This is a genomic window from Kribbella kalugense (assembly GCF_004365875.1).
GTDB classification, from domain to species: Bacteria; Actinomycetota; Actinomycetes; order Propionibacteriales; family Kribbellaceae; genus Kribbella; species Kribbella kalugense.
Genome location: NZ_SODF01000002.1, coordinates 2,537,271 through 2,560,854, shown reverse-complemented (window position 1 = coordinate 2,560,854; position 23,584 = coordinate 2,537,271). Strand labels below are relative to the sequence as shown.

Genomic DNA, 23,584 nt, shown 5'->3' with positions numbered 1-23,584 from the left:
TCAGTCCAGTGCCTCGACGATCAGGCACCGCGAGTCGGCCGGGCCGTCGAACGCGACCCCGACCTGCAGCAGGTAGCTGCCCGGGTGGACCTCGTCGCCCACCCGGTAGTTCTTCGCCGGATCCAGCCCGGCCAGCGGCACCCGCCGCCGCCGGGTCGGCAGCGTGCCGCGCACGTTGCCGTCGCCGGTCTCCCAGAGGAACACCACGGACCGCCCCTCACCGACGTACTGCACGCCGGCCGCGAGTCCGTAGACCTTGCCAGAGGCAATCAACTCTCGAAAGCCCTTGTACTGCGCGATATGACGAGTCGCCGCCTTCAACTGATCGTCGGTCCAGCGGGACAGGTCCGCGCCGATCCCGAGTACGCCGGCCATCGCAACGTGGAACCGGAAATCGAGGGACCGCTCCCGCCCGTCATGCGTGCCGACGGCATCAGTCACCCACGAGCTCATCAGATGCGGCGCGAACCCGGTCCGGAACCCCTCCTGAATCCTGAGCCGATCCAGCGGGGCCGTATTGTCACTAGGCCACAGCGTGTCCACCCGAGCCGCCATCCCCAGATCCACCCGAGCGCCACCACCCGCACAACCCTCGACGTACACGTCCGGGTGCTGGGACCGCAGTCGCTCGAGGATCCGGTACAGATTGCCGACGACCAGACCGTCGAGATCCCGCCGTTGATCGCCACTGTCCAGCCGCGGCCGGTTGGCGTCCCACTTCAGATACTTGATGTCGTACGACGACAGCAGCCGGTCGAGCGTGGTCCAGATGAACTCGGCGACGTCGTCCCGGCTCAGATCGAGCAGCAGCTGGTTGCGGATCAGGACCGGCTCGAGACCCGGCGTCCGCAGGATCCACTCCGGATGTTCGGCCGCCAGCCTCGACGTGGGGTTGACCGACTCGGGCTCGATCCACAACCCGAAATCGAGACCCAGCTCTTGCAACTCACCGATGAATCCGTCCAGACCGTTCGGGAACTTGGCCGGATCAACTTCCCAGTCCCCCAGCCCGCCCGTATCGTCGGACCGACCAACGAACCACCCGTCGTCCACCACGAACGTCTCGACCCCGATGCCCGCAGCCCGCCGCGCCAACTCGAGCTGATGCTCCGCGCGAATGTCGAACTCGGTCGCAAACCACGAGTTGTACAACACCTTCGGAGTACGCCGCCGCGAAGCCGCGCGCTCGTACTCGTGGAAGACCTGCGCCAACCCGTCAGCGCCCTCGGCACTGCAGGCTCCAACGGCTTTCGGCGACACCCACGTCGCACCCGGCTCGAGGGCGATCCCCTGGCTGGACGACACCCGCCCGGCCTGGATACGCAGTAGACCGGTCGTGTCGACGTCGGCCGACATCTCCCACGACCCGGACCACGCGAGCTGCACGCCGTACGCCACCTCACCGTCGGTCGCGAGGAACGGCGAGTACGAGTGCCCGGTGATCCCCTGCGCACTCCCAATCGTGAACCGCCCGCGCGGGAGCGTCACGGATGCCTGTTGGAACTCGCTGTTCCACTCACCCCACAAGTACTTGACGGTGTTCCCCACCGGAACGACGAACCCAGCCGAGTCGTGACGGTGCAACGTGAGGTCGTCGGCGCCGTCGTTGCGCACCGAGACCCAGCGCTCCAGGACGTCGCCGACCATCCGGTAGTGGAGAACCAGGTTGACGGTGTCGGCAAACTCCAACTGCAGGTGATCGTCCTCGGTGGCCGAGACGAAGACCGGCCGGAATTCGTCCGTTCCCCCAGCACTGGAAACGACGAGGTCGACCGGGGCGGCGTACCGCACCCCACGGACTGCGTACTCGAGCGGCTCGACGTCAGCGCGCGGCAGGAAGTGTTCGGTGCCGACAACCTCGACCGGGGCGAGACCATCGTGCGGGCCCCAGGCAACCAACTGCGCCCACTGACCGTGGTCCGGCACACCGACGACGTACGACGTCGTTGCGCCGCGCAACGTCCATGTCTTCACTTGACGGCTCCGATCGCCAGCCCGCCGACGAAGTGCTTCTGGAAACGGAGGAAGACGGCAACGGTTGGGACTGCCGCGATCACGGTGCCGGCGGCAATGACGTTCCAGGACGACACGAAGAGACCCTGCAGACCGAGGAGCGCCGGCGTGACCGGCATCTTCTCTCCGGACCGGATCACCGTGATCGACCAGAGCAGATCGTTGAAGATCCACGTGAACGACAGCGCACCCAGCGCAGCCAACGCGGGTCGCGTCAGCGGCAGGATCACCGCCGAGTAGATCTTCCCTGGCCCGGCGCCGTCGATCGTCGCCGCCTCCTGGATCTCTCGCGGCAGGTCCCGCATGAACCCGTGCAACACGAACGTATAGAACCCCAGCCCAAACCCGACATGCACGGCGATCAGTGCGATCAGCGTGTCGTAGTACCCGATCAGCTCCACGAAGCGGGAGATCGGGATCAGTAGGATCTGCGGCGGCAGCAGGTTGCCCATCAACATCAGCAACAGGATCGTCCGCCGGAACGGGAGGTTGTACCGCGCCAGCCCGTACGCCGCGATCGACGCCAGCCCCAGACTCAGCAAAACCGCCGGGATCGTCACCAGCAGACTGTTGATCAGGGCACGGAACTCGTCCGCATCCTCCCACGCCGACTTGTACGTCGAGAACGTGAACGAGTGCGGCAACGATCCGAGCCCGTTCGCAGCAACATCGTCGAAGCTGCGGAACGAGATCACGATCACCCAGAGAATCGGGGCGACCCACAAGAACGACACGACGCTCATCGCGACGTGGTACCCCACCCGCCTGATCATGATTCCTCCCGGAAGGCGCGGATGAGGTAGCCGAGGATGACGGCCAGGGCGAGCACGAAGATCACCACGGCGATCGCCGACGCGTAGCCGAGCTGGGTGGACTGGAACGCGGTCGAGTACATGTACGTGCTGAGCAGCTCCGACGAGTGGTACGGCCCACCCCTCGTCATCGACCAGACGATGTCGAAGGATCGCAGCGAGTCGATCACGATCACCGACAGCACGACCGAGTTCACGCCCTTGAGCTGCGGGATCGTGACGTACCGCGTCCGCTGCCAGGCCGACGCTCCGTCGACCTTCGCCGCTTCGTACAGCGCGGGATCGACGGCCTTGAGCCCAGCCAGATACAGCACCATCACGTACCCGATTTGCCGCCACAGCGCCGGCACAATGACGGCGTACAGCGCGGTGTCTGGATCGGCCAGCCACGGTCGAACGAAGTTGCCCAAGCCAACGGACCGGAACACCGTGTCGACAAGTCCATCCGGCTGATAGAACACCCGCCAGATCAGTGCGGTGACGACGAGCGAGAACACCACCGGCGTGAACAACGCCGCCCGGTAGATCCCGACGCCTCGGCGCTCGCGCTGCAGTAGCAGCGCCATCCCGAACCCGCCGATCACACTCAACCCACCGAACAGCACCAGCCAGATCGCGGTGTTCTTCAAGGCGGTCCGGAAGATCGGGTCCGACACCATGTCGCCAAAGTTGCCGAACCCAACGAACCGAGGAGCCGACAACCCGTCCCAGTTGGTCAACGCCAGCCAGAAACCCTGCAACGCAGGCCAAAACACCCAAACAGCCTCAACAACAAACGGCACCAACACAAACGCCAGGATCAGCGGCGAGACCCGCCGCGGACCCGACCGCTTGGTACGACGTGACCCACCAGCCGGACCGTTGCCGGTCCGGCCCCGTGGCTCCACAGCTGTAGCCGTCACGCCTTGAAGACCTTCTGGGCGGCCGTCTGCCAGGTCTTGAGGATCTGGTCGATCTGGTCGGGCTTGTCGAGGAACTTGGTCAGGGCCGCATCAGCGGTCGGCTGCAGCGCGTCGCTCGAGTCGCGGTTGAAGAACTGGGTCAGCTCCGCCGCGCCCTCGATCATCGCCTTGCCCTTCTTCACCAGCGCGGTGTCCGCCGACTTCCCGTCCGGGTTCGCCGGGATCGCCGTACCAGAAGAGCTTTGCACGTAGATGTTCTGCGCCTCCGGCGTCGCCAGCCAGGTGAGGAACTTCTTCACCCCATCCGGATCCGCGGCCTTCTTCGACGCGAAGTACCCGTCCGTCGGCGCTTCCTCGGCCACCGGTACGGCGGGATCGATGATCGGGAACTGGAAGAAGTCGATGTCGTCGAGCGCGTCCTTCGGCGCCGAGTCCGCGAAGAACGTCCCGATCAGGAACATCCCGGTCTTGCCCGCGAGCAGCGCCGAGGTCGCCTCCTGGAACGGGAACGACTTCCCCTTCGGGTCGAAGTACGGCAGCACCTCGCGCCACTTGGTGAAGACCGCCTTGACCTTCGGATCGGTGAAGTCCCCCTGACCGGCGAGCAGCTGCCGGTGGAACGGCGCTCCGTTGATCCGGATGTTCAGGTAGTCGAACCAGGCCGACGCGACCCACGGCGTGTCGCCGAGACCGATCCCGATCGGCGGGATCCCCTTGCTCTGAATGGTCTTGCAGACGGCAACGAACTCGGCCCAGGTCTTCGGCGGCGTCACGCCCCACTTGGCGAAGTTCGACTTCCGGTAGAACATGCCCCACCAGTAGTAGCTGGTCGGCACGAAGATCTTCTGGCCGGCGCTGCTGGTCGACAGGGTCTGCATCGCCTTCGAGTAGTTGCCCATCGAGTCCCAGACGCTCGACACGTCCAGCAGCAGGTCCTTCTTCGCGTACGAGTCCGCGACGGATCCGGCGTACCAGGTGTAGACGTCCGGCGGGTTGGAGGAGGTGAGGTACGTCGGCAGCTGGGTCCGGAAGATCTCCGCCGCGACCGTGTTCAGCTTGACCTGCGACCCACCGGTCTTGTTGTAGGTGGCAACGAGTTTCTCCATCGCGGCCTTGGCCTGCTCGCTGGAGAGATTCGACTGCAACGAGACCTGACCAGTGGGCGCGCTACCGCTGCCCGGACTCTTGGTCGAGGTCGCACACCCGGGCACCAGGGTCGCTGCCCCGAGTACTCCGAGTCCCTTGAGGAACGTCCGCCGATCTGCTGCCAGACCCGTCATGCCTGCACTCCTGAGCTCTGCTCGACCAGCATGCCAGTCGAGTCTGTGGTGTGTTGCGGACGATCTTGCGGCGGCCGGTCGCTAGTGTCAATATTAATTCGTAAATTACGAGCAAATCGCTTGACCTGACACCGTCGTCACGGTCAACTGGTGCCTCGTTCATCGTTGGAACGAGCCTGCCTGCGTGCTTGGGTAGGGGTGACTGAAGGAGGCGCTGGGTGCGGCTGGCTGGGCGGGTGATCGTGGTGACCGGAGCCGCGTCGGGAATCGGTGCTGCCTGCGCCGAGCGGGCGCTGACCGAGGGTGCGCAGGTCGTGCAGGTGGACGTCCACCCCTGCAAGGAGCTGCCGGGCAAGGCAATCAGCGTGGTCGGTGACGTCGCGTCGCCGGACACCTGGGCCGAGGTCCGGTCCCGCGGCCGCGACGAGCTCGGCCCGATCGACGGCCTGGTCAGCAACGCGGTCGTCGTCGACGTGAAGCCGGCCAACGAGTTGTCGCAGGAATCCTGGCAGCGCCAGCTCGACGTCAACCTGACCGCTGCCTTCCTCGGCTTCCAGGCGCTGTATGACGACCTGATCGCGAACGCCGGCTCCGTCGTACTGGTCTCGTCGGTGCACGCGATCGCGGGCCTCCCCGGACATCCGGCGTACGCCGCGACCAAGGGCGCACTCATCTCGCTCGGGCGCCAGCTCGCGGTCGAATACGGGCGCTCGATCCGGGTGAACACCGTGCTTCCAGGCCCGGTCGTGACGGCGATGTGGGATCGCGTCGACGCCGAGGGACGCGAACGCAGCGCGCAGGCGACGGCGCTCGGACGACTCGGACAGCCGGACGAAGTCGCGCAGGCGGTGGCGTTCCTGCTGTCGTCCGAGGCGTCGTTCGTGACGGCGGCCAGCCTGGTCGTCGACGGCGGATGGTCCGCAGTCAAGGACTCGGCGTGAGGAGAGCAGTGTGACGGGGATTCAGCGCGGCGTTTCGCGCGGGCTGCACGGGCAGATCGTGGAGGTGATGGCGAAGCGCATCCTGTCCGGGACGATCCCGGAAGGCGCGACCATCAACATGACCGACCTGCAGTCCGATCTCGGGGTCAGCCTGACCGCGGTCCGGGAGGCGTTGAAGGTGCTGACCGCGAAGGGGCTGGTGGACGCGCGGCAGAAGCGCGGCACGTTCGTCCGGCCGCGCTCGGACTGGAACCTGCTCGACGCGGACATGATCCGCTGGCACTTCAGCGACGCCGACGCCCGGCCAGAGTTGCTCGAGGAACTGCACGAAGTACGCGGGATCGTGGAGCCGGCGGCCGCCCGACTGGCGGCACTGCGGTCCGACGACTCGCATCTCGCCGCACTCGACGAAGCACTCGCCGCGATGGAGTCGGCGGGTGACGACCTTGCGGCAGTGGCTGCCGACATCGCCTTCCACCGAGCGTTGCTGGCGGCAACAGGCAACGAACTGCTGACCAAGATGGAAGTGATCATGGAGACCGGGCTCGCCGATCGCGACCGGCTGGTGCACAAGGTGAAACCGTCGGACGATCCGGTGCCGAGTCATCGGCTGGTCGTGGACGCGGTTCGTGCGCACGATCCCGAGGGCGCCGAGCTCGCGATGCGGGAGCTGCTGGCGAAGGCGGCCGAGGACCTCACCGAAGTACGCGGATCCACTCGTCGGCGGCGCCGGTGAAGATCGAGAGAATCGAGACGTTCCTCGTTCCGCCGCGCTGGTTGTTCTGCCGGGTCGAGACGAGCGACGGCGTCGTCGGCTGGGGCGAACCGGTCGTCGAGGGCCGCGCCGAAGTCGTCCGCGCGGCGATCGACGTGTTGTCGGAGTACCTGATCGGCCAGGACCCGCTGCAGATCGAGCGGCACTGGCAAGTGTTGACGAAGGGCGGGTTCTACCGCGGCGGACCGGTGTTGAGCAGCGCGGTCGCCGGACTCGACCACGCGCTCTGGGACATCGCCGGCAAGGTGTACGGCGCTCCTGTCGCGGCGCTGCTCGGCGGACGGGTCCGGGACCGCGTCCGCGTGTACGCGTGGGTCGGCGGGGACGAGCCGTCCGCCATCGGTGACGCCGTCGCCGAGCAGATCGCAGCCGGCATGACCGCGGTCAAGATGAACGCCAGCGGGCAGATCCAGGCCTCGCCGTCCGTTGCCGAGGTCAACGACATCGTCACTCGGCTCGCGGCTGCTCGGGAGGTTCTCGGTGACAGCCGGGACGTCGCGATCGACCTGCACGGTCGTGTCGGAGTGGCCGCGGCACGACGGATCCTGCATGCGGTCGAGGACCTGCAGCCGATGTTCGTCGAGGAGCCGGTGCTGCCGGAGCAGATGGCACATCTCTCCTCGGTGGTGGAAGCGTCGACGATCCCGGTCGCGCTCGGTGAACGGCTCTACCACCGGGCCGACTTCATGGCGCCGCTGAACGCGGGCGTTGCTGTGGTGCAGCCGGACGTGTCGCATGCGGGCGGGATCTCGGAGTTGCGGCGGATCGCCGTACTCGCGGATGCCCACGGGGCGATGCTCGCGCCGCATTGTCCGCTCGGGCCGATCTCGCTGGCGGCTTCGTTGCAGGTCTCGTTCGCGACGCCGAACTTCCTGATCCAGGAGCAGAGCCGGGGCATCCACTACAACGTGTCGAGCGATCTCACCTCGTACGTCGTGGACCCGGCGCCGTTCACCTGGGTCAACGGCCACGCCGAGTGGAATCCCCTGCCTGGCTTGGGAATCACCGTCGACGAGGAGGCAGTCCGCGCCGCCGACAAGACCGGCCACGCCTGGCGCAACCCGGTCTGGACGCACTCCGACGGATCCTTCGCGGAATGGTGACGGAGCGATGGTGACCGGGCGGTGACTGGGCGATGGTGACCGAGCACGCGGCCGGTCGGCTTGTGACCGTCGACCCAGCTGACGGCGGTCGTTGGACATCCCTACAGTTGGCCGGCCGGGAGTGGCTTTGGGCCGGCCCCGGGCTCGTGACCGGCCCGCGGACCGGGCTCGCCTCTTTCATCGACGCCGGCGGGCTCGACGAATGCTTCCCGACAGTACGCGGCACACCCGACCACGGCGGTCTGTGGAACCAGCCCTGGGACGGATCTGTCGAGTACGACGGCGCGGTACTGACCCGCGCCTTCACCCCAGGCACCGACACGCTCAGCGTCGACTACCAGCTCGAAGCGGTCCCGGGCTTTCGGTTCATCTGGGCTGCCCATGCATTGCTCGACTGCGTTGCGGGTGCGGTCATCTCCGCTCAGCCCGGGACCGAGTGCAGGCTCTACCCCGAGGCAGCGGCGCTGCTTCCCTGGGCCTGGCCGGAGGAGGCTCCGTGGATCGCGGCCGGCTGGCCGACTCCACTGGACTTGGAGACCTACAGCCCGTCGGATGGCACCGCGGCCGGTGCCGTACTGGTGGACTGCCCAACGGTCTCGGTCCGCGATCGCGGCGCCGAGCTCACGATGACGTTGAGTTGCCCGGGGCAACCGGTCTCGACCGCGTTGTGGCGCAACCAGGGTGGGTTTCCGGTCGATGCGCCATACCGGAGTCTCGGGGTCGAACCGATGCTGGGCCGGGTGTTCGACCTGAGCGAGGCCGGGTCCGGCGACGCTGCCGTGGTGCCAGAGAGTGGTGAGCTGGCCTGGCGGTTGACGCTGTCCGCCAGGCCAGTGTGATGTCACCCGAGCGGCAGGTCGAGTACGACGTTCGGCACCGTCGTGCTGTTGGTCGTGCGGATGCTGTTGAGCTCGGTCGCGGTCAACGCTCGCTTGTAGAGACGGACCTCGTCCATCGACCCGTCGAAATGATGCGCGCCGTCGAGCCGCTGACCTACGTACATCTTGAACGGGCGACCCGGGCTGACCGATCCGGTCGGCGCAGCGACGCTCGCGGCCTGGGTGCCGTCGACCCAGATCGAGAGCGTTCCGGCCTTCCGTTGCAGGGCGACGTGATGCCAGGCGTTGTCGTTGTACGCCGTCGTCGTCTGGACGGCAGCGGTGTTGCCGCCGGTGGTGATCAGGCCGCGGATCCGGCCGTCCGCCGGTTCGGCGCGGAGCCAGAATTGGGAGAACTCGTTGATGTTGTAGCCCCAGAAGATCGCCTGGGGCGCAGTACTGGCGCCGTACTTGATCCAGGCCATCGCGGTGAAGTCACCTGCGCCGACCGCGAGCGACTCGGCGTATGGAAGCTGCAGCGCGTCATCCACGCCGTCGAAGTCCCTTGCTTGACCGAATTTGCCGGCCGCAACTATTGGTCCGCCCCGCAAGTAGCTGTCGTTGTGCAGCCCCGACAGATCCGGCGTCGTCGCGCCGAGCGGTGCATCCGGGTGACCGATGTCGTTCTCGGTGAAGCGGGCGAACCGGATCTGATCGCGCGCGTCGACCGTGCCGCCTTCGTAGAGCAGGCCGATCTCGCCGGTGTCGAGGATCGTCATGTCGGAGTACCCGGACCAGTCGCTGGTGATTCGGGTGCCCTCAGCAACGGTCTGCCAGGTCTTGCCCTCGTCGAAACTCGACCGGATCGTCAGGTAGCGACGACGATCGGGATCCGCGGGCGACGCGAACAGGATGCGGTTGTACTTGTCACCCTGATCGACGGCGCGGAGCCGTTGCAGCGAGCCTTGCACCACGGGCGTGGTCAGACCAGTGATCGTGGCGAACGGCGCGGCGAACGTCTGACCGCCGTCGTTGCTGACCGCAGCCATCCGGCTCGCTCCCGACGTACCGGCGTTGTTCCGAGCACCGGCGTACACACCGCCGTCGACCTTCTCTACGACGCTGATCTCCTGAGGCGTGGCGTCCGACCGGAGATCCGTCGCGCCCTTGTGCCAGGTCTCACCGCGGTCGTCGCTGTAGACGAGTTGGCCGGCATTCTTACCGGCACCGTTGTCGTAGTTGGTGCCGGCGACCAGTCGGCCGGCGTGGGCGCCCCGGGTGAGTTGGATGCCGTGGACAGGACCAGTCGCATACCAGCCCCAGGCCGGGTCGTCGATCATGCTGCCGATGTTCTTGGCCTTGCTCCACGTCTTCCCGTCGTCGTCACTGAACTGCGAGTACGGCGTCCTCGGGCGGCTCGTCGTACCGGGATCCATCGTGGTCAGCAGAACGATCCGGCCGGTCTCGTAGTCGACGATCGGAGCCGGATTGCCGCGAGTGGCGACTGCGTTCGGGTCGTCGTCGGTGCCGGAGAGGACCGTCTGCGTCGCCGACCAGGTCCGGCCGTCGTCCTCGGAGCGACGCAGTACCAGATCGATCTCCTGGGAGTCCGCGCACCAGGCGCGGCGGGCCTCGGCGAACGCGAGCAGCGTGCCCGCCTTGGTCTTCACGATCGCGGGGATGCGGTAGCAGCCGTAGCCGGCGTCCCCCTTGTTGAACAGCACTGTTTGAGTGATGGCGGCCTGGGCTTGAGTCGTCGGGATGGTGAGAGTGGCGGCGGTCAGAGCGAGCGCCGTCAGCAGGAGTTTGAGCTTGGGCATGGGCGGATGCCTCCTGAAAGTAAACAACGGGGCGGTTGTCTACTTCGTTATTTAGCCACAGATCCGGCGTCCGAGCCAGAGCTCATAGGACGTCCTATGCCTGAGGAGATCGAATAGGTTGGAGACCATGGACCTGCTTGCCGAACTCCGGAGCCGGAAGCTGCTCGCGATCATTCGCGCCGACGGGGCGAACACCGCACTCGCGTGCGTGGAGGCGCTGGTCGAGGCCGGCGTCACCGCGCTGGAGATCTCGCTCACCACGCCCGGCGGGGTCGAGGCGATCGCCAAGGCGCGTTCGCAGTACGACCCGCACATCCTGATCGGCGCCGGCACCGTCGTCACCGCCGCCCAGGCCGACGAGGTCGCCGCCGCCCGCGCCGGCTTCGTCGTCACGCCGGCCATCACCCGCGGCGCGCACCGCTCGGTCCAGCTCGGCCTGCCGCTCCTCTGCGGCGCCCTCACCCCGACCGAGGTCGTCGCCGCCCTCGACCTGGGCGCCACTGCGGTCAAGATCTTCCCGGCCAAGCTCCACGGCCCCGGGTATTTCCGCGAACTCCGCGCCCCACTCCCGGACGCACCGCTCATCGCGGTCGGCGGCGTCGACGCCCAGTCCGCGCCGCAGTACCTCGCCGCCGGAGCGCTCGCCGTCGGCGTAGGTTCCCCGCTGCTGGGTGACGCCGGCACCGGAGGCTCCCTCGCCGAACTCGCGATCCGCGCGGCCACCTTCCGCACAACCCTCGACATCTGACCCCTCATGGTCCCCCACACCTCGCTCAATTTGGCTGGCCCACCAGCCAATTTGCCTGGTCCACCCACGAGATGCGGGGTTCTGGACCCTCCATAACGGTCCAGAACCCCGCACTTGGTGGGTCAACCAGGCAAATGCGACTGGCCGGGAGGGCCGGCATAGCCAGCGGGGGGATCGATGGGTCGCCCTTGTTGCCGGAGTACTGAAATGGAGTACTGAAATGGATTTGCTGACCCTCGGCGAGACGATGGTCTCCGTGCGGACCGCCCGGCCGATGCGGCTCGGCGGCGACGCGCACCTGTCGATCGCCGGCTCCGAGAGCAACGTGGCGATCGGCGTCGCCCGGCTCGGTCACGACGTCACCTGGTTGAGTGCCGTAGGCAACGATGAGCCGGGCCGGCTGATCCAGCGAACGCTGCGCGCCGAGAACGTCGACACCACGTACGTCCGGTTCTCCGACGACTCGTTCACCGGGTTCATCGCGTTCGACCAGCCGACGCACGACATCACCCGGGTCAGCTATCACCGCCGCGGCTCGGCCGCCTCCACCCTCACCCCCGACGAGACCACGGCCGCGATCAACGCCACGAAACCAAACCTGCTCCACGTCACCGGCATCACCCCCGCCCTCTCCGACACCGCCCGCGCCTCGACACTGGCCGCCGTACGCATGGCCTCCGCAGCAGGGACCCAGGTCTCGCTGGACGTGAACTACCGAGCCCGCCTCTGGTCCCGCCCCGAAGCCGCAGCCGCCGTCCGCGAACTCCTCCCCCACGTCCACACCGTCTTCGCCTCCGACGACGAACTCGATCTCCTCACCGACGCCGCCGACCCGATCGCCGACCTGCTCACCAAGGTCGACCACGTCATCGTCACCGCCGGCGGCAAAGGCGCCTGGGCGCACTCGACCGAGGGCACCATCCACCGCCCGGCCCTCCCCGTCACCGTCGTCGACAGCATCGGCGCCGGCGACGCCTTCGTCTCCGGCTACCTCTCCGCCACCCTCGACAACCTCTCCCCCGAGTCCCGCCTCGACCGAGCCACCACCACCGGCGCCTTCTGCGTCACGGCGTACGGCGACTGGGAATCCCTCCCCACCCGCGAAGACCTAACCCTCCTGACCCACACCCAAGGCACCGCCCTCCGCTGACCCGCTCGTCCTAGTCGGGATCCTCGACCGGGAAGAGGATCGGGCTGAGGAGATAGCGCTTCCGGTCCGGTGTTGCCTCGTTGGGCAGCACGGGGAGGATGGCCGCGCGCATCCCTTCGATCAGCTGCGTCAGTTCGTCCTCGCTCAACCAGATCCCGTGCTGCCGATAGCCGACGAGATCGTTGATCGGGTCCGCGCCCTCGTGTTCGACGTACGCATTGAACTCGGCGAGCAGCGCAGCCATCGCCGCGGCGAATCCGCGTCGATGGTCCTCAGCAGTCAACTGCTGCAGTTGCTCCGCACTGATCGAGGCGCGCTCCTGACGGAGGCGGAAGCGGCGTTCGACAGCGCCGCGGACCCGGCGTTCCTCCGCGACCTCGAGGATCCCGCCCTCGGCGAGCAGCTCGACGTGCCGGTACAGCGTCGCCTTCGAGACGTCCGCGACCCGCTGCCCCAGCTCGCCGGTGGTCAGCTCGCGCCCGCCCCGCAGCGCATGGACGATCCGCAGCCGCACCGGATGTCCCAGCAGTTCCAAAGCGTCCATGGTGGAACGATCTCATGTCGTGATACCTTTCTCAAACACTGAGAAAGGTACGCCGATGACGTGGACTCCCCCGCCGTACGCCGACCCGACCGCCTTCACCGAACAGGACATCGTCCTCGACGCGGCCGATCGAACGGTCCCAGGAACCCTCACACTGCCGAGCCAGCCATCCGTCGGCGTCGTACTGCTGGCCGGTGGCGGTCCCTTCGACCGCGACGAGACCAGCGGCCCGAACAAGCCGTTGAAGGATCTCGCCTGGGGCCTCGCCAGCCAGGGCATCGCGGTACTGCGCTTCGACAAGCTGACCGCGAATCGTCCGGAGGCGATGGCGGAACCCGGATACACGATGACCTCGGAGTACGTCCCGCACGGCATCGCCGCCGTACGCGCGCTTGCCGAGCACGTCGACCAAGTCTTCCTCGTCGGTCACAGCATGGGTGGCAAGGTCGCCTCCAAGATCGCCGCGGAAGAGCCGCTGGTCGCCGGGTTGGTGATCATGGCCGGCGACACCCAGCCCATGCACCACGCCGCCGTCCGGGTGATGAAGTACCTCGCGGCAACCAGCCCCGAGGTCGTCACACCCGAAACTGTCGCCGTCTTCGAGCGACAGGCGGCCGTCGTCGACAGCCCCGAACTCTCGGCTGACACCCTGCCGACAGATCTCCCGTTCGGTATGCCAGCATCGTTCTGGCTGGACCTTCGCGAGTACGACGCCGTCGCCACCGCGGCCAAGCTCGACGTGCCGATCCTCGTCCTGCAAGGCGGCCGCGACTACCAGATCACCGTCGCCGACGACCTGCCGGCCTGGCGCGACGGCGTCCCTAGCGCGACCATCGAGGTCCTGGACGCCGACAACCACGTGTTCTTTCCCGGCACCGGCCCATCCACGATGGCCGACTACCAGGTCCCCGGACACGTGGACCCGGCGGCCGTCACCGCCATCGTCAACTGGTTGCCCTAAGCAAGCAGGGCGGGGTCGGACTCCAGTTCTTTCTCGGGGTCGAGCGGGAGGACGATCTTGAAGACAGTGCTGCCGGGCTCGGATTCGACGCGGAGGTCGCCGTGGTGCTTCTTGACCACGATCCGCCAGGAGATGTCGAGACCGAGGCCGGTGCCTTCGCCGATCGGCTTGGTGGTGAAGAACGGCTCGAAGATCCGCCGCCGAATCTCCTCCGGGATCCCCGGACCGGTGTCGCCGATCTCGACGACCGCGTAGGCGCCGTCCTTGCGGGTCCGGATCGTCAGTGTCCCGGATCCGCCCATCGCGCTCACTGCGTTGTCGATGATGTTCGTCCACACCTGGTTGAGCTCGGCGGCGTACGCCGGGATCGGCGGCAGCTCCGGATCGAAGTCCTTTACGACCTGATACCCCTGCAACTTCCCCGACATCATCACCAGCGTCGACTTGAGCAGCTCCCGCAGGTCAACGGTCTGGTACGGCGCCCTGTCGATCTGCGAGTACTGCTTGGCCGCGCCAACCAACGTCGAGATCCGGGTGACGGAGTCGTCGATCTCGTTCATCAGCGACTCGGTGTCGATCGTGTACATCAGCCACCGGACCGCACCCTCGAGGTACTTCGGCCCGACCGCCGTCAGCACCTCTTCCATCCACGGCACGTCGAGGCCGGCCTGCGCGAGCACCGGCGCGACGTCCCAGCTCGCTTGGACGTCGTGGTCGTCGAGCCAGTCGGTGATCGTGTCCTCGCGGTCGGACAATTCCATCGGCGGAATGTCCTTGTCCTTGTTCTTGTCCAGCCGCTCGACCGCGTCGTCCTGCAGCGCGACGATCTGGTGCAGCTTGGTCGCATCCAAGGTGCCGTCGGCCAGCATCGCCAGCTTCGACCGCATCCCGGACACCCGCTGCCGCAGCGTCGCCGCAGCCCGAACCGCCGCGGCGGCCGGGTTGTTCAGCTCGTGGGTCAGACCCGCGGACAAGGAGCCGAGAGCAAGCAGTCGCTCCCGCTCACCGAGCGTCTCGTTGGTCCGGCGCATCCCCATCACGAAGCCCTCGATCAGGTGCACCGCCATCGGGAACCAGGTGTTCATCATCGTCGCCATCGTCTCGGCGCTGATGACGAAGAACTCCGACGGCTGGGTCACCTGCATCGTCGCGGTGTACGACTTGTGGTCGTTGGCACCGAAGAACGCGTTGAACGCACCGGAGTAGACCCCGCGCTGAGCGGTCCGGTTGATCTCCACGAGCTCGCCGTGCGACAGCTTGCAGAGCCGGATCTCACCGGTGAGCAGGACGTAGCAGCACGTCGCCTCGTCGCCCTCGTTGAACACGATCCCGTCGTGCACGGACTCGACGTACCCCGCCTCGCACAGCCACTGCAGCTGCTCGTCAGTGAGGCTCTCGAAGAGGAAAAGCGTGCGTAGCTCGTCGGGAGTCAGCCGCCGCGGCTCCACAGCTTGGTCAGTCATCAGAGCATCTCCAGGTATCGGTGCACCAGTGTCACGGCCATCGCTCCGTCGCCGACCGCTGAGGCAACTCGCTTCACCGACTCGGCTCGTACGTCGCCGGCCGCGAACACGCCCGGCATGCTCGTCTCCAGGTGGTACGGCTCCCGCTCCAGCACCCAGCCCGGCGGTTTGCCGGGCAGGTCCGGACCGGTGAGCACGAAGCCCCGGTCGTCGCGGAGCAGATCACCGGGCAGCCAGTCCGTCCGCGGCGCCGCTCCGATGAACACGAACATCCATTCCGTGTCCACGTCGCGGCTCTCCCCGGTCTCGCTGTTCAGCAGGGTGAGACACTCCAGGTGCTCCGAGCCCTTGCAGGAAACGACCTGCGTGCAGGTATGCACCTCGATGTTGTCGATCCCGTCGATCTGGTCGATCAGGTACGACGACATCGTCGCGGTGAGCGATGGTCCTCTTACCAGCATATGCACGCGTTTTGCATGCCTGGAGAAATAGACCGCCGCCTGACCCGCGGAGTTCGCCCCGCCGATGATGTAGATCTCCGCACCCGCACAGGCTTGACCCTCGGTGGTCGCCGAGCCGTAGTAGACGCCGCGACCGCTCAGGTCGCCGACACCGGGCGCCTCAAGGGTCCGATACGAGACACCGGTGGCCAGGATCACCGAGTGCGCCGAGATCTCGCTGCCGTCGGCGAACCGCAGCCGCCTTGCGCTACCGGTCGTCTCCAGCCCGACGACCTGGCGAGTCGTCAGCAACTCGGCCCCGAAGTGGATTGCCTGCCGCCTGGCGCGGTCTGTCAACTGCGCTCCGGACACCCCGTCCGGGAAGCCCAGATAGTTCTCGATGCGGCTCGACTGCCCGGCCTGACCGCCGGTCGCCAACTGCTCGACCAGCACAGTCCGCAGGCCCTCGCTAGCGCCGTACACCGCAGCACCAAGCCCTGCCGGGCCGCCGCCGACCACGACCAGGTCGTAGAAGTCCTCGGCCGGCGCCGTGGACAGGCCGACCTTTTCGGCCAGCTCGGAATCGGACGGCGCCACCATCACGGTGGCATCGGGAGTGATCACGACCGGAAGTTTCGTGCCGTCGACCCCGGCCGCGTCGAGGAGACGCTTGGCCTCTTCTTCGTCGACGTTGAGCCAGCGGTATGGCACGGCATTCCGGGCCAGGAAGTCGCGGGCCGCGAACGACGGCGCCGACCAGCGGTGACCGATCACCCGGGTCTCATCACCCGACGGCTCCGGGGTCGACCTCCAGAGATCGAGCATCGCGTCGACCACTGGATACAGCTTTTCCTCCGGCGGATTCCACGGCTTGAGCAGGTAGTGGTCGAGGTCGACCACGTTGATGGCTTGGATCGCCGCGTCGGTGTCGGCGTAGGCCGTCAGCAGCACGCGGCGGGCGAGCGGGAACAGGTCCATCGCGGCCTCGAGGAACTCGATGCCGGACATCTGGGGCATCCGGTAATCGGCCAGCAGCAGGGCGACGGGCTCACCGCGGAGCTTGAGCTCCTTCAGCGCGTCGAGCGCCTGCACCGGATTCTCCGCCCGGACGATGCGGTTGTCCTCGCCGTACCGACGGCGGAGGTCGCGGGCAATCGACCGGGAAACGCCGGGATCGTCGTCCACGGTGAGGATCACCGCGCGGGTGGTTGACGCTGTCATGCCTCTTTCATACCAGCGCAACCCCAGAAAGGGGCATCGGTAATCCACAGGCTCCGGCCCGGTTCGCGGGGGCTGGTCGCGAACCGGGCCGGGTGGGCGGGCCTTACGGGAGGGCGTCGAGGTACGGCGCGTGGCTGTTCTGGAACTCCCAGTTGTAGTAGTGGTCCCAGTTGATCGACCACGTCATCAGCCCACGGAAGCCCGGCGAGGTGCCGCCGCGGAGGCTGTAGCCGCCGCAGTTCTGGCCCTTCACCAAACAGTCGAGCGCCTCGTGCACGGCTGCCGGGGCGGTGTAGCCGTTGCCCGCGCTGACTGCTGCCGGGAGCCCGAGACCGATCTGGTCGTCACGCAGTCCCGGGAACGTCTGACCGGTGCTCCCCACCGGGAACCCGGCCTTGACCATGTCTGTCATCGCGATGTGGAAGTCCGCGCCGCCCATCGTGTGGTACTGGTTGTCGAGGCCCATCACCGGACCGGAGTTGTAGTCCTGGACGTGCAGCACGGTCAGGGAATCTCGCAGCGCGTCGATGACCGGCAGGTACGAACCTCTCCGGTTGTCGCCGCCACCCGTGTCGCCGTAGAACTGGTACCCGACCTGCACGAAGAACGTCTCCGGCGCCATCGTCAGCACGAAGTTCTCGCCGTACTTCGCCTTCAGCGTCTTCAACGCCGAGATCAGGTTGACGATCACCGGAGTGGTCGGATTGCGGAAGTCGGTGTCACCGGAATCCAGGTAGAGCGAGTGCCCTTCGAAGTCGATGTCGAGCCCGTCCAGGCCATACCGGTCGATGATCGAGCTGACCGAACTGACGAACGCGTCCCGGGCCGCGGTGGTGGTCAACTGCACCTGCCCGTTCGCACCGCCGATGGAGATCAGCACCTTCTTGCCGGCCGCCTGCTTGGCCCGGATGGCAGCGATGAAGTCCGCATCGCTCTCCACCTCCGGACACTCGCTGGCCGGACACCGGTTGAACTGAATGTCTCCTGACGTGACCGAAGTCGGCTCAGCAAACGCCAGATCGATGACGTCCCATTCATCCGGTACGTCGGCCATCCGCACGTACCCGGATCCGTTGCCGAAGCTCGCATGCACGTACCCGATCAACGCATGCTTCGCCAACGCCGCAGGCTCGTCCGCAGCCTGCGCCGGAACGCCGACGCCGGTCAATAGGACCCCGAGAACCACAGCAAGCCATCGCATGGTTATTTAGTAGAGACGCTCCATATCTAGTGGTCAATGAATCAGCCCCGGCGGATACCCGACCCTGTCGGGAACCGGCCTAGGGTGAGTAGGTGAGCGAGATCGACTGGGGTAAGGGCAAGTACGAACCGACCGCCGCCGACCTGTTGCCGGCTGCTCGCCAACTGGTGGACGCGGCTCGGATCAAACCCGGCGAGCACGTGGTCGACGTCGGTGCGGGGACCGGCAACGTCGCCCTGCTCGCCGCCGACCTGGGTGCCCGGGTCACCGCAGTCGAGCCCGCCGCGCGGCTGCGCGAGGTCATTGAGGAGACCGCCGCCGGGCGCGACCTGGTCGTCGTGGACGGGACCGCGGAGTCGATCCCGCTGACCGACGGATCGGCCGACGTGATCCTGTCCAACTTCGCCGTCATCTTCGCCGCCGATCCGGCCGCCGCGATCGCCGAGCTGTCCCGGGTCGCTGCCCCGAGCAGCCGGATCCTCCTCACCAGTTGGCTGCCGGGCGTGATGGGCAAACTCGTCGGCATCGTCGTCGGCGCGGTCCGCGAGCTCAGCGATGGCCGCAACCCCGCCGCCGGTGCGATCGATTGGCACGACCCCAAGGCTCTGTCCGAGCTGTTCGGCCCGCACGGCTATGAGGTGTCCGCCACCACGCTGGAGCTTGGAATCGTCACCGCCTCCGCCGAGGAGTACTGGGAGACCCGCATCGCCAATCACCCGCTCGGCGTCGCAACCTTCCCGCTGCTGCAACAGGCTGGTCGGCTGGACGAGATCCGTGCTCGTTTCCTCGAGGCCCTGACCAGCGACCATGCCGACCCGAGCGGCGAGATCCACATCCCGGCCCAGTACCTGCTGGCAACAGCCACGCGCTGATCGCAGCGCTAGGGGCCGCAGTCCAGGCAGGGCCAGGGCCGGCCGCAGCGGGAACAAAGACCGTCGGGAGCCGGCGCCGGCAGCCAGACCGAGCCGTCGTACGGCTCCGGGGTTGGTGGTGCGACCGCGCGGACAGGTGGTGGCGGGTCGAGCCAGTGCAGCCGGGTGGCGCCGTCGGCGGCGTGAACCGCCAGCAGCGAATCGATGCCGTCCCAGGTCGAGGTGCTCGGCCAGCGGCCGTGCCACCTGAGCGCGACAGCACCGTCGGACCACTCCGCGCCTTCCGCGAGCATGCGGGTGCCATGGGCGGCGGTGGGACGGACCAGTTGGAAAAGGCGAGCCTGTCGCTGCAGCGTGTTCACCTCTTCAGCGTCGCCCAGAACGCACTGCGCACAACAGGTGTGGGCTGTGGGCTGTGGGAACAGCCCACAGCCCACATGCCCTTGTTTTCCACGGTTTTTGTCGGCGAGTGCTTGTAGCTTCGCAACACGCACCACATGAGCTCGAAGCGCGAACGGGGTGGTCCTGTGACCGACACATCAACTGTGACATCAACTTTCGGCCAGATGTTGCGGCAGCGCAGGCAGGCGGCCGGTCTGAGCCTGCGGCAACTGGCAGCACGCGTCGGGTACGACCACAGCTACCTGTCGCAGGTGGAGCGCGGGCAGCGGCCGGGCTCGGTGGACCTGGCGCGGCTCTGCGACCGGGAGCTCGGCACCGGCGACCAGCTGACTGTCACCTTCGAGCGCCGCGACCCAGAGCCGGCTGTCCTCGATCGAAGGCCTGCACAGCGACTCCAGGGTGCTTGGCGACCGGCCGGCGCCGCCGACCCGTTGGAGCTGGCGTGGCAAGGGCTGGTCGCAGCCGCCGGCGTTGCCGAGCAGGCCATTGCGCTCGGCGACTTCCGCACTGTTCCGCCGGCTTCGCTGCTACCAGAGCTGGTCGGTGAGCTACAGGCGCTGCAAGCCCGGGGCGGTGACGAGGTGGAGGCAGTCGAGCTCAGCGTGCTGATCGCGGAGACCCTCACCGGGCTTGGTGAACGACGTACCGCAAGGCGTTGGTGGTGGGCGGCGCAAACGGCCGCCGCCAGTTCCGGAGATGGCGCACTTCTCGCTCTGGTGTGCGCGAGGGAGGCAATCAGCGGCCTCGTCGAGCGACGGCCGTTGCCGGAGTTGCTGGAGCTGGCCGACAAGGCTGTCGCCGCGGCGCGACAGACGCCGAGCACGGCCACCTGCGTGCCGCAGGTTGCCCAGGCGCTGGTCCTGGCCGAGCTGGAGCGGACTGAGGAGACCCACCAGGCATTGCAAGTGCTTGTAGGCATCGGCGACGACACTGTTGTGACTGACGCGCGACCGACCGACTGGCTGCCCTATCAGCTGCACTGGGCCGAGGGACGTGTGTGCGCGGGCCTCGGGTACGGCGTGCCGGGCTGCATCCTGCTGGAGCGAGCCCGCGAGCTCTGCCCCGAGACGTGGGTCGGCGAACGCGCCAAACTCGATCTAGGACTGGCCGAGTGCCTCGCTGTCGCCGGAGAGGTCGCAGCCGGCCTGGCCACGGCTCTCCGGGTCCTGGTCGAGCTGCCGGACGAGTGGCACGACCTCTGGGTGTACGACGCTGCCGATCGAGTGCTGCGCGTCGTACAGGACAAGGAACCCACCCTGCCCGGTGCAGCCGAGCTACGGAGGCTGTTGAGCCGGAGTGGCCGGAGTGTGGGCGGCGGGTCGAGCGATCGGCAAGTGCGGGGGTAGCGTGCGGCGAGTGACAGGTGAACAGCAGGCAACGGCAGTGACAGACGCGTGGGACTTCGCAGTCGAGCTGCGGAGTGATCCGGCCAGTGCAGAGGCTCGGGCGGCCGTGCTCGCGGACCCGGCGTTCGGGCAGTCGTTCACGGACCACATGGTGGTTGCGAACTGGACGGTGGACCGTGGCTGGCAGGACGCCAAGGTCACGGCGTACGCGCCACTGTCACTGAGTCCTGCGGCTGCTGTCTTCCACTACTCGCAGGAGATCTTCGAGGGACTCAAGGCGTACCGGCACCCGGACGGCTCGGTGTGGGCCTTCCGGCCGGATCGGAACGCAGCCCGGTTCACTGCGAGCGCAGAGCGGCTGGCGCTGCCACAGGTGCCGGAGGACGAGTTCGTCGCGGCGCTGCGCGCGCTGGTGACCGTTGACGAGGCCTGGGTCCCGTCAGCCGAGGACAGCGAGACCAGTCTGTATCTGCGGCCGTACATGATCGCCACGGAGGCGGCACTGAGCGTCCGGCCGTCGCATGAGGTGCTGTTCGGCGTCATCGCCTCCCCCGCAGGTCCGTACTTCAACACCGGCCCCAAGCCCGTCTCCATCTGGCTGACCACCTCGACTATCCGGGCAACTCCGGGTGGGACCGGCGCGGCCAAGTGCGGCGGGAACTACGCGTCCAGCCTGGCCGGCCTGGCCGAGGCAGTCGCGAACGGCTGCGAGCAGGTCGCGTTCGTCGATGCGGTCGAGCACAAGTGGCTCGAGGAGATCGGCAGCATGAACATGTTCTTCGTGTACGCCGACGGCCGGATCGTCACGCCTGAGCTGAACGGCTCGATCCTCGAAGGCGTGACCCGCTCATCGGTGATCGAACTCGCCGCCGACCTCGGTCACCCGGTCGAGGAGCGCCGCATCTCCGCCGACGAATGGAAGGACGGCGTACGCAACGGCGAGATCACCGAGGTCTTTGCCTCCGGCACCGCCGCCGTCATCACCCCGATCGGCCGCCTCGCCTGGCCCGACGGCGACCTGACCATCGGCGACCACACTGTCGACTACGGCGTCGGCCCGGTCACCGCGAAGATCCGCAGTACCCTCCTCGACCTCCAGTACGGCCGCACCCCCGACACCCGCGGCTGGCTCACGCGCCTGGCTTGATGCCGTTTGTCCCCGGCGCCGGTTAGGTTGGCGTCATGGCCGAGTCCAAGGGAAAGTCTCCGGCGATCGAGCTGGAGGTTGGCGAGCGGACGGTCCGGATCTCGAACCCGGACCGGGTGTACTTTCCTGCGCGCAGGGAGACCAAGCTCGACCTGGTCAAGTACTACCTGTCGGTCGGGGACGGGATCGTGAACGCGCTGCGCGAGCGGCCGTGCATGTTGCACCGGTTTCCCGAGGGGGTTGCGGGCGAGAAGGTTCATCAGAAGCGGCTGCCGCATGGAGCGCCGCCGTGGATGGAGACGGTCCGCGTGAAGTTCCCGCGGTACAACCGGACCGCGGACGAGCTGTGTGTCACCGAGATCGCGCACGTCGCGTGGGCGGTGCAGATGTCGACGGTCGAGTTCCACCCGTGGAACTCCCGTCGCGCCGACACCGAGAAGCCGGACGAGTGGCGGATCGACCTCGACCCGATGCCTGACTGCCCCTTCGATCGGGTACGACGGGTCGCGCACACCGTCCACGAAGTGCTCGATGAGCTCGGCGCAGTCGGCTACCCGAAGACGTCCGGCGGTAGCGGCATCCACGTCTACGTCCGGGTAGAGCCGGCGTACGGGTTCACCGACGTACGGCGTGCTGCGTTGGCGTTCGCGCGCGAGGTGGAGCGGCGGGCGCCGGAGGACGTGACGACCACGTGGTGGCGCAAGGATCGCGATCCTCGACTGGTCTTCGTGGACTTCAATCAGAACGCGCGCGACCACACGATCGCGGCGGCGTACTCCGTTCGCGGCAACCCCGAAGGCACCGTGTCGACCCCGATCCACTGGGACGAGATCGACGACGTGAACCCGAAGGACTTCACCATCGCCACCGTCCCCCAGCGGTACGGCGAGCTCGGCGACCTGCACGCCACGATCGACGACAACGTCTACTCACTCGCGACCCTGATGGAGTGGGCCGACCGCGACGAACGCGAAGGCGCCGAAGAGCCCCCGCCGCCGGAGGACTAACCGACGAGTCCGTGGTGCAGGAGGTTGGTGAGGGTGTCGATCGCGGTCTCGTCGGGGATGGTTTGGCCGTTGGCCGGGTTCACCACGAGCCAGGTGTAGGCGAAGCCGTCCAGCAAGGCGTTCATGGCCGAGATCGTGACCAGCGGATCGGCCGGCGGGTTCGGCAGGTGGGCGAAGTGCTCGACCATGTGGGCGTCGTCGTCGGCCATGATCTGCTGCAGCCGGCGCCCGAACTCCGGGTCAACCATCGCGGCCTGCTTCACCGCGATCATCTCCGGCAGATGCTGCTGGTAGAACCGCCAGAACCCGGCCACGTGCCAGCGGATCGCTGAGATCTTGCTGAAGTCCGGGTCGTGGCCGGCGACGTCGGCGATCGTCTCGTCGGCCACCGCGAGCATGTCCTTCAGGAGCGCCTCGAGCAGCTCTTCCTTGCTGGCGAAGTGGTTGTAGAACGATCCCGTCGCGCGGCCCGCGGCCGCGGTGATGTCGGTGATCTTCGTGTTCAGGTACCCGCGCTCGGCGAAGACCTCCCGCGCGGCCTGCTTCAGCGCCGCCTCGGTCCCGGCCGCTCGCTGCCGGCGGCTCACCGTGTCCGTCACAACTGCCTCCTTGACAGCG

General features: G+C 67.3%; 22 protein-coding genes. 11 read left to right on the top strand and 11 right to left on the bottom strand.

Annotation, left to right across the window (positions count from 1 at the left end; translation table 11 throughout):
- From EV650_RS30170 to EV650_RS30155, 4 genes are all read right to left on the bottom strand, one after another.
- The gene (locus EV650_RS30170; RefSeq protein ID WP_134122346.1) at positions 1 to 1,974 is read right to left on the bottom strand and encodes an alpha-galactosidase; all 1,974 of its coding nucleotides are present in this window, start codon (positions 1,972 to 1,974) and stop codon (positions 1 to 3) included.
- Positions 1,971 to 2,786 (bottom strand): carbohydrate ABC transporter permease, encoded by an 816-nt coding sequence (locus EV650_RS30165; RefSeq protein WP_134122345.1) that lies wholly within the window; start codon positions 2,784 to 2,786, stop codon positions 1,971 to 1,973. Before EV650_RS30165 ends, EV650_RS30170 begins: the two co-directional genes overlap by 4 nt.
- A complete protein-coding gene (locus tag EV650_RS30160) occupies positions 2,783 to 3,580 on the bottom strand; it encodes a carbohydrate ABC transporter permease (protein WP_238174532.1) in 798 nt (265 codons plus the stop codon). Before EV650_RS30160 ends, EV650_RS30165 begins: the two co-directional genes overlap by 4 nt.
- 143 nt (positions 3,581 to 3,723) lie before the next feature.
- Positions 3,724 to 5,007 carry an ABC transporter substrate-binding protein gene (locus EV650_RS30155; RefSeq protein WP_134122344.1) on the bottom strand — a complete coding sequence of 428 codons (1,284 nt, stop codon included), beginning with the start codon at positions 5,005 to 5,007 and terminating at the stop codon, positions 3,724 to 3,726.
- Between the two features lie 218 nt (positions 5,008 to 5,225).
- On the opposite strand from EV650_RS30155, the gene EV650_RS30150 reads away from it, so the two are divergent.
- From EV650_RS30150 to EV650_RS30135, 4 genes are read left to right on the top strand one after another with little or no spacing between them, the layout of a single operon-like run.
- Positions 5,226 to 5,948, top strand: coding sequence for an SDR family NAD(P)-dependent oxidoreductase (locus tag EV650_RS30150; protein ID WP_134122343.1), 723 nt, complete (start codon positions 5,226 to 5,228; stop codon positions 5,946 to 5,948).
- A 10-nt stretch (positions 5,949 to 5,958) separates the two neighbouring features.
- Positions 5,959 to 6,684, top strand: a complete 726-nt coding sequence (locus tag EV650_RS30145) for a FadR/GntR family transcriptional regulator (RefSeq protein ID WP_238174531.1) — start codon at positions 5,959 to 5,961, stop codon at positions 6,682 to 6,684.
- Positions 6,681 to 7,826: a galactonate dehydratase gene (gene dgoD, locus EV650_RS30140; RefSeq protein WP_134122342.1), complete on the top strand. Its 1,146-nt coding sequence runs from the start codon at positions 6,681 to 6,683 to the stop codon at positions 7,824 to 7,826. The genes EV650_RS30145 and dgoD overlap by 4 nt, the downstream gene beginning before the upstream one ends.
- A gap of 32 nt (positions 7,827 to 7,858) precedes the next feature.
- Positions 7,859 to 8,665 carry a hypothetical protein gene (locus tag EV650_RS30135; RefSeq protein ID WP_134122341.1) on the top strand — a complete coding sequence of 269 codons (807 nt, stop codon included), beginning with the start codon at positions 7,859 to 7,861 and terminating at the stop codon, positions 8,663 to 8,665.
- Between the two features lie 2 nt (positions 8,666 to 8,667).
- Here the strand turns inward: EV650_RS30135 and EV650_RS30130 are convergent, their stop codons facing one another.
- The gene (locus tag EV650_RS30130) at positions 8,668 to 10,464 is read right to left on the bottom strand and encodes a sialidase family protein (RefSeq protein ID WP_134122340.1); all 1,797 of its coding nucleotides are present in this window, start codon (positions 10,462 to 10,464) and stop codon (positions 8,668 to 8,670) included.
- Positions 10,465 to 10,591: 127 nt separating this feature from the next.
- Here EV650_RS30130 and EV650_RS30125 point away from each other — a divergent pair, with 127 nt between their 5' ends.
- Together EV650_RS30125 and EV650_RS30120 are read left to right on the top strand one after the other, a co-directional pair.
- Positions 10,592 to 11,212 (top strand): bifunctional 4-hydroxy-2-oxoglutarate aldolase/2-dehydro-3-deoxy-phosphogluconate aldolase, encoded by a 621-nt coding sequence (locus EV650_RS30125; protein WP_134122339.1) that lies wholly within the window; start codon positions 10,592 to 10,594, stop codon positions 11,210 to 11,212.
- Between the two features lie 220 nt (positions 11,213 to 11,432).
- Positions 11,433 to 12,362, top strand: coding sequence for a sugar kinase (locus EV650_RS30120; protein WP_134122338.1), 930 nt, complete (start codon positions 11,433 to 11,435; stop codon positions 12,360 to 12,362).
- A 10-nt stretch (positions 12,363 to 12,372) separates the two neighbouring features.
- Here EV650_RS30120 and EV650_RS30115 read toward each other — a convergent pair whose 3' ends face one another.
- The gene (locus EV650_RS30115; RefSeq protein WP_134122337.1) at positions 12,373 to 12,906 is read right to left on the bottom strand and encodes a helix-turn-helix domain-containing protein; all 534 of its coding nucleotides are present in this window, start codon (positions 12,904 to 12,906) and stop codon (positions 12,373 to 12,375) included.
- 55 nt (positions 12,907 to 12,961) lie between these two features.
- Here EV650_RS30115 and EV650_RS30110 point away from each other — a divergent pair, with 55 nt between their 5' ends.
- Entirely contained in the window at positions 12,962 to 13,867 is a 906-nt protein-coding gene (locus EV650_RS30110; protein WP_202874981.1) for an alpha/beta hydrolase family protein, read from the top strand.
- Here the strand turns inward: EV650_RS30110 and EV650_RS30105 are convergent.
- From EV650_RS30105 to EV650_RS30095, 3 genes are all read right to left on the bottom strand, one after another.
- Positions 13,864 to 15,330 carry an ATP-binding protein gene (locus EV650_RS30105; RefSeq protein ID WP_134122335.1) on the bottom strand — a complete coding sequence of 489 codons (1,467 nt, stop codon included), beginning with the start codon at positions 15,328 to 15,330 and terminating at the stop codon, positions 13,864 to 13,866. The genes EV650_RS30110 and EV650_RS30105 overlap by 4 nt on opposite strands.
- Entirely contained in the window at positions 15,330 to 16,991 is a 1,662-nt protein-coding gene (locus EV650_RS30100; RefSeq protein WP_134122334.1) for an FAD-dependent oxidoreductase, read from the bottom strand. The genes EV650_RS30105 and EV650_RS30100 overlap by 1 nt, the downstream gene beginning before the upstream one ends.
- A gap of 103 nt (positions 16,992 to 17,094) precedes the next feature.
- Positions 17,095 to 18,192, bottom strand: a complete 1,098-nt coding sequence (locus EV650_RS30095; protein WP_134122333.1) for a chitinase — start codon at positions 18,190 to 18,192, stop codon at positions 17,095 to 17,097.
- Between the two features lie 92 nt (positions 18,193 to 18,284).
- Between EV650_RS30095 and EV650_RS30090 the strand changes: the two genes are divergently transcribed.
- Complete coding sequence (locus EV650_RS30090; RefSeq protein ID WP_134122332.1) at positions 18,285 to 19,064, top strand: class I SAM-dependent methyltransferase; 780 nt, start codon at positions 18,285 to 18,287, stop codon at positions 19,062 to 19,064.
- A gap of 8 nt (positions 19,065 to 19,072) precedes the next feature.
- Here the strand turns inward: EV650_RS30090 and EV650_RS30085 are convergent, their stop codons facing one another.
- On the bottom strand, positions 19,073 to 19,426 hold the full coding sequence (locus tag EV650_RS30085) for a hypothetical protein (RefSeq protein WP_134122331.1): 354 nt from the start codon (positions 19,424 to 19,426) through the stop codon (positions 19,073 to 19,075).
- Between the two features lie 183 nt (positions 19,427 to 19,609).
- Between EV650_RS30085 and EV650_RS30080 the strand changes: the two genes are divergently transcribed.
- The 3 genes from EV650_RS30080 to ligD are packed head-to-tail and all read left to right on the top strand — an operon-like array spanning position 19,610 to position 22,966.
- Positions 19,610 to 20,812 (top strand): helix-turn-helix domain-containing protein, encoded by a 1,203-nt coding sequence (locus EV650_RS30080; protein ID WP_166678314.1) that lies wholly within the window; start codon positions 19,610 to 19,612, stop codon positions 20,810 to 20,812.
- 1 nt (position 20,813) lies between these two features.
- Positions 20,814 to 21,959: a branched-chain amino acid aminotransferase gene (locus EV650_RS30075; protein ID WP_134122329.1), complete on the top strand. Its 1,146-nt coding sequence runs from the start codon at positions 20,814 to 20,816 to the stop codon at positions 21,957 to 21,959.
- Positions 21,960 to 21,994: 35 nt separating this feature from the next.
- Positions 21,995 to 22,966: a non-homologous end-joining DNA ligase gene (gene ligD, locus EV650_RS30070; protein ID WP_134122328.1), complete on the top strand. Its 972-nt coding sequence runs from the start codon at positions 21,995 to 21,997 to the stop codon at positions 22,964 to 22,966.
- Here ligD and EV650_RS30065 read toward each other — a convergent pair.
- The gene (locus EV650_RS30065) at positions 22,963 to 23,565 is read right to left on the bottom strand and encodes a TetR/AcrR family transcriptional regulator (RefSeq protein WP_238174530.1); all 603 of its coding nucleotides are present in this window, start codon (positions 23,563 to 23,565) and stop codon (positions 22,963 to 22,965) included. The genes ligD and EV650_RS30065 overlap by 4 nt on opposite strands.
- Between the last annotated feature and the right edge of the window lie 19 nt (positions 23,566 to 23,584).